The following is a 6513-nucleotide window of genomic DNA, read 5'->3' as shown; positions in this document are numbered from 1 at the left end:
GAAGCCCAAAAAATACAAAATAAACAAAAATTCAACTTGTATAGCTCAGACAGAAATAACAAATTTGTGTGTATAGTCAATTCAAAATTAAATCAATAACATGTATAGCTATATACGGATAAGACATTAAATGACTACAGGTCATATAGAGTCATACCATACTCATAGGAGAGTCATACAAGACTCATACAAGTCATAACCCTAGACCGCATTAAAAACTAACTATCAGACAATTACAACCTACTTACTGATTAATGCACGGAAAGGAGCAGCAGGTAAACCTGCATTATTGTATAAATTCCCAATTTTATAATTGTTAAAACAATAGCGTACTTCTACCGGCTCTTTAACCTGCTCGCACCACACTTTAACACGGTCTGAACCATTGAGTATTAATGCTTCAGCATTCTTAAAAACACCATCTTTACCGGCGATTTCAAATCCAGTAATTTTTTCATTTTCGGGGTTTAGCCCATCCTTCCCGAAATCAAATGCCAGTTCTACAACAGTATCTTTCAAACTGGCAGATTTAAATATGGGTCCGGAATACTGAAAGCCTTCCTTGCCGTATGTTTTCGCCAATGCCCAGTAAGCCAACCGCTGTCCTACTTCAATTTTATGAGGTGGATGAATAAAAATCTCACTTCCCAGATCAGCGGTTATTGCCATTCCCACATTTGGAATTTCATTCATCAGCTCAAGTTGTGCCTGTCTGAAATATGCCCAATCCATCAAATCTTTTCCGCCCGATTGCCAGGGTGCTAGCTGAACGTAGTAAAATGGCATTTCAGGAGCCTCAAAAAATGTCCTCCATTGCTTTGTCATTGCAGTGAACAATTCTTTATACAAGCCCGGATTACCAGTATTGGCTTCCCCCTGGTACCAGATCACCCCTTTAACCGGAAATCCTTTCCATGGATTTACCATAGCATTCCATAAAAGCGTAGGTGTTCCTGCGGGCCATTCAAATTCCTTTTGATTGATATCCGGAAATTTTATCCCTCCTGTGTTTACCAGGCTTTCCTTATCCATCCAGGTTTCAATTTTCGACATACTCCAGGAGCAGTTGACCAGACCAATCGGGCTACCGAGCGATTGCTCCAACATATCTCCGAAAAAATAGGCAGTTGCAGAAAACTCAGCTACGTCTTTTGAGGATAGCTCTTTCCATTCTCCCACAATCCCTTCCGCCTGTGGCATGGTGTTCCAGGCATGTTTTACCGTATATAGCCTTATCTTTCTGTTAGGATTTGCTGTTACAATATGTTTTAAAGTACCAAAAACCGGCTGACCGCGAAAACCTTTTACCGGCATTTCCATATTCGATTGTCCGGAACAAAACCATACTTCCCCGATAAGTACATTTTTTAACAGTAATTCCTCCCCATCATTAAAACTAATCTCATATGGTTTTGCAACAGATTCAGGGGTCTGCACCGTAATCTCAAAATATCCAGATGCATTGGCTACCACCGTATACTTTTTTGTATTCCAGCCAACCCTAACTTTTACACGTTTATTTGCATTGGTATATCCCTTAAAAGTCACGTTTGCCTGTTGTTGCAAAACCATATGATTTCCAAATACAGTACTCAGCTTAATTTTTGCTTTCAGCGGCGTAACAACACTGCATAACAGTACTATAATGAAAAGATTAGTTATTTTATTCATTGATTAAATTAGCTTATTTTTTTATACTATTCAGATAATTGTCAATCCCTGTTTTTAAGGCTGCAAAGTAATTATACCTTTTAACATGGACCATGTCAAAAATGAAATAACCGTCGCCTGCATTTATTGCTGCATCAACAGTTTTGGTCACCGCAGCATCCATACCACCATTTCCCCAACCATCCCCATTTCCAACATCAGGTCCACCCGAAACTTTTGTATCTCCTTGCATTAAGGTTTTGGCATTTTTGCAGAAACCTTCTACAGTCCACTCACCCGAACCATAAATACGATCGCTAGGGGCATAAGCACCAATTAATACAAAGTCCATATGATCGGCATAGCCGAAATCTTTATAACCAGGACTTGCCCAGGCCGGATAAAACTGCGCGGTATTGTATTTAGGACTGGCCCAATTTACCCCTACATCATAATAGGTAGAATACCATCCCCCTACGTATACGCCAAATTGTATTTTATCATTTGTCAACTTTACACGCTCCCTTGCCTTTACCATAAAATCATGGATCGTCTTTACCCTGAACTCCATCCATTTCTTAAAATGCTTGGGCATAGTAGCTGGCAAAGGGTAAGAGGGTGTCCCCGGAACAATGATATCATTTGGAAAATTTGTAACTGTTTCACCAATGTATTGTTCAAACTTTTGTTTTGTTACGGCAGAAAAATCACAGACAAAATCATTGTATCTGCAACGATCTAATATCAGCCCATCAATATTATACTTGGCAAGGTCGCCGATAATGTTGAGCATATACTGTTGTACATCATCGTTCGCAGGGTTGATAAACTTGGTTCCATAACTGTTATTAGGATCCTGGGCAGTGGTAATATCCATTACATTTACCAATCCTCCCGGCAGGTTTAAAGTTGTTGCCCATTCTTTTTTAGTCCCTTCTCTGAACAGCATCCCCTGCTGCCCCAATCCATATGCATAATTGTTTCCAGCAACAAACGTATTTATTGCTGCATGGATTTTAAGCCCTAAAGCATGTCCTTCATCAATAAACGCCTGCAGATAATCCCATGTTGCTGTACGTTCCACAAATCCGTATGAGCCCGACGACCACACATCTAATTTTTTCACTTGTTGTACCTGCGAAGAGTTGAAAAGCACATCCCCCATACTTGGGCGTACATCAACCACAACATCAGTAATCCCTGCATCGGCCAGTTTCCCCAGATCTCTTTTAATATTTTCCTTACTGTTCGCATAATCTGGAAAATTTGCCGCAGCATCAATCCAGATATATCTCGGTTTTACAGATTGATCCGGGTCGTTTTTTTTATCCCAGATCCATTCTATAGCCTTACTATCTTCTTTACAGGACGAGGTAACCCCAAAAAGGCCCAGACCAGCTGCAGCCATCAAGAAATTCTTCCTATTCATATTCGGTTAGTTTTATACTTTGAATAATTTCACAAAAGCAGTGGCATGGAAAGGATTATAGATTGTTTTTTACACAATTAGTCCCTTTCCATATCCACCATTATTTATTTTACGTCAACACAATTAAATTCATAACAAGCCAGATTGCCTGCATTAAAATCAATGGTAAAGACCTGCATTTTATAGCCATCGGTACTTGGGGCAATTAGCACATCGCCACTAGCCGAGACTGCATTTCCTACAACACCATATTTAGCTGAAAACACCAAAGCACTGGTTTTATCTACATTGCCTTTAAAGTTGCCCATTGAAGAAACATCATAAATGTATAACTCCGAAGAAATGCCCCATCCAGGGAAATGACTTGGACAGTAGAAAGCCAGATATTTAGCATTATTGAATTCTTTGGCATCGGCTAAACTGTTGTTAATGCCCCATCCGTTACCGGAAGCCTGATCGGTAAGGTTCAATGCTTTTGTGTTATTTCCATCCAGATAGTAAAGGTTATTTACACCACCATCGTAAAAACCAACAAAAGATCCATCGGCAACATTAGCACTTCTTGAAGTTACTTTAGTACCGTTTACGCCTGCTCCCCAGAAAGGAATACCACCAGCAGTAACGACTTCAGCACTTCCTACCACTCCATTTGTAATTATCCACCTCACAAATCTGTTCGACCCAGAAGCGGAAGTACCGTCGCAGGTAGCAATAAGAATTGCCTTTTCGTTCAGATTTCCATAAACAGACATTTTACTTCCTACAGGGAAACCGGAGGTGTTTGTCCAGCTGATTAAGGCTTGAGGCGCAGTTGTTACCGCATTGGTTTTGTATATTTTTAAGGTTTCACCAGCATTGGTATAATCTGCCACAATGATATTTCCGGCACCATCACTGGCAACAGAACCATTGCCCTTTGCAGCGCCTAAATTCATCAGCCCAACATACTTACCCGTACTTCTGTTATAATATTTAGGAGCCTGTCCATTGGCCGTAGAAACTACCAGGAAGTTACCCGATGCGGCTAAACTTGGCTTACTTCCATCAGTATATCCTAAAGTACCCAGGTTAAGGTTGAAGCTTAAATTTTCAGAACCACTTCTAAAACCATAGGTAATTTTAGCCGGAGCCGTTTTCATAATGGAATAAGTCGTTTTAGTTACCCCATCATGCGCAATTACGGTAAGTTGAGTCGGGGCATTCAGATTCATACCTTCCAGAGAACGGTCTAAAGTTGCATGTGCCGACATAGAAACCTCTACATTCACAGCTGATAAATCTTCAACTGTAATTAAGGAAATTGTTTTCTTATCCTGATCAATCAAGCCAGTTACCCCTACCGATTCAATGTTGAAGAAAGTAATACTTGATTTTTTAGATTTGGTACGCTCTCCCCTGATGGAAATCCGTTTCTGATTTCCAAGCTGATCTGTAAAAGTAAAGAAGTTCTCCTTAGTCAGGTCTAATATGCCCAGTTTTGGCTCAATTTTGCAATTGTTGGCAAGATTAGCTTCAATCTTCATTGCCTTCATGTACGGAGTGGTTTCATGATCGCTATCTTCCGGGAAAAACCAGGGTACAGGGATCACAAACTCAGTTTCAGTTCCTATTATATCAAACTTAACGGCTTCCATTTCTTTCAGGTCACCACTAGCAAACTTAGCTACCAGGCTATTAATTCCCCTGGCATCGTTTGTTGGCTGTACATGCACCGCTTTTTTACAGCTTGTGAGGATAACTACAGCCACTATAATTATATTGAATATGTGCTTTCTCATATTTATATTTCTTAATCATGCATTAATTCCACTCAGGAAATTGTTTCACTGCAGTGTTGTTCGTGATTTCAGCTGTTGGCAACGGAATACGGTACATCTTGGCCGGAAAATTACGGTCCTGTTTATCACAATCTACATAAGTATACTTAAATCCGGCTCCTACTTTTTCTATCTTCAATCCATGTACACGCTTTCCTGTAAATGCACTTTCGGCCAGCTTCCAGCGTTTCATATCCCAGTAATAGAATCCTTCAAACGCCAGCTCAACTTTTCTTTCCTGCATAATGGCAGCCATCAGATCTGAACCACTTTTATCCTGATAAGGAAGTCCTACTCTGGCCCTAACCTTACGCACTGCCGCATTCGCATCTGTAGTAGCATTAGAACGGTAACAGGCTTCTGCATAATTCAGCAATACTTCAGCTAAACGAAATGATGTCCAGGGCTGTGTAGATCCATCTTTACTCAGGTCAATATTTTCATCCAGCATCTTTCTTAAAAAATAACCGGTCACAGTACGTCCAGCCGGTACAGCATCATCCTTCCAGCTTGCCCAGCCATCTGTTCCATCAATAAAAGGTTCTATTTTACGTCCTTTCCAACTTGCGCCATTGTATAAGATACTGGCCTGGAAACGAGGTTCTAAATCGGCATAAGGTGGTTCATCATTAGTACCAGAGGTATTGTGCCAGGCAGTCCAGTCGGGGAAGCCACCAATTGTTTTCAGCTCATAAGACTCCACCATTTCCTGTGTAGGCGTTCCCATAGCCCCTGCTCCCTTACGATCGCCACCCGGTGCATAATTGGCATCAAAACTATGTGTAAATGATGCCTTATTATAACTGTACTGCATAATAGCTTCTGTACTTCCAGCTTTAAATGCATCAGCATAATTGCCAGTTAGCTCATAGCCAATTTCCAATACTTTAGCACCTGCAATCTTTGCTGCTTCCCAGCGTTCGGCATATAACATTGCTCTTGATAACAAGGCATAAGCTGCTCCAACGGTTACCCTGCCATTCGGATTTTTACTGTTCAGCAAATGTTGTGTAGCAAAATTTAAATCAGCCTGTACAAAATCCCAGCCCTGGGCTTCAGTACTTAATGCTGTATTTTTAGTGATTTTTGAAAGGTCCTCATCGTAAATGATTACTTCTTTATAACGTTTGACCAAATCAAAGTAAAGCTGAGCACGGAAAAATCTGATTTCAGCCTCCAGACGATTGCGATCTGCATCTGTAAAAGTCCCGTACTTTTTAAGATTTGACAAAGCCTCGTTAACACGTCTCACCTGCTCATAAACTGTTGCCCAGTTGCCCAGGTAAACAGACACATAGTTTGGTGTGAGCACACTACCCCCGTATGCAATTTCATTAGGAATATACATAAAGGCATTATAGGTCATCGATGAGTATTTAAATGCATCTGTAAAACCATCTGTCATACCTGCAATAGATTGCCCTGTGCTGAAATTACCAAAGTAATTCAGGTCGTGATAAAAGCTGTTGATGGCCAACTCGGCATATTCTACCTTGCTCCATACCAGTTTATCAGAAGCGGCAGAAGTAGGTGTCATGTCCAGATACTTTTTACAGGAAGAAAAACTTAAAGCGGCCAGAACAATCAGAGCTGCTTTGTATATAAATTTTTTCATTT

Annotated in this window: 4 protein-coding genes; all 4 read right to left on the bottom strand. The window is 40.5% G+C overall.

The genetic code is table 11. The features are described 5' to 3' along the window. Nucleotides 1–240 precede the first annotated feature (240 nt). Entirely contained in the window at nucleotides 241–1671 is a 1431-nt protein-coding gene (locus WC623_RS15875) for a sialate O-acetylesterase (RefSeq protein WP_372852798.1), read from the bottom strand. Between the two features lie 13 nt (nucleotides 1672–1684). Further along, nucleotides 1685–3079 (bottom strand): alpha amylase family protein, encoded by a 1395-nt coding sequence (locus WC623_RS15870; protein ID WP_372852796.1) that lies wholly within the window; start codon nucleotides 3077–3079, stop codon nucleotides 1685–1687. A gap of 104 nt (nucleotides 3080–3183) precedes the next feature. Continuing rightward, entirely contained in the window at nucleotides 3184–4857 is a 1674-nt protein-coding gene (locus tag WC623_RS15865; protein WP_372852794.1) for a DUF5018 domain-containing protein, read from the bottom strand. Between the two features lie 22 nt (nucleotides 4858–4879). After that, nucleotides 4880–6511, bottom strand: a complete 1632-nt coding sequence (locus tag WC623_RS15860; protein WP_372852792.1) for a RagB/SusD family nutrient uptake outer membrane protein — start codon at nucleotides 6509–6511, stop codon at nucleotides 4880–4882. Between the last annotated feature and the right edge of the window lie 2 nt (nucleotides 6512–6513).

The sequence above is a fragment of the Pedobacter sp. genome, assembly GCF_041645105.1.
GTDB lineage: Bacteria > Bacteroidota > Bacteroidia > Sphingobacteriales > Sphingobacteriaceae > Pedobacter.
This window is presented reverse-complemented; position numbering and strand designations above follow the sequence as displayed.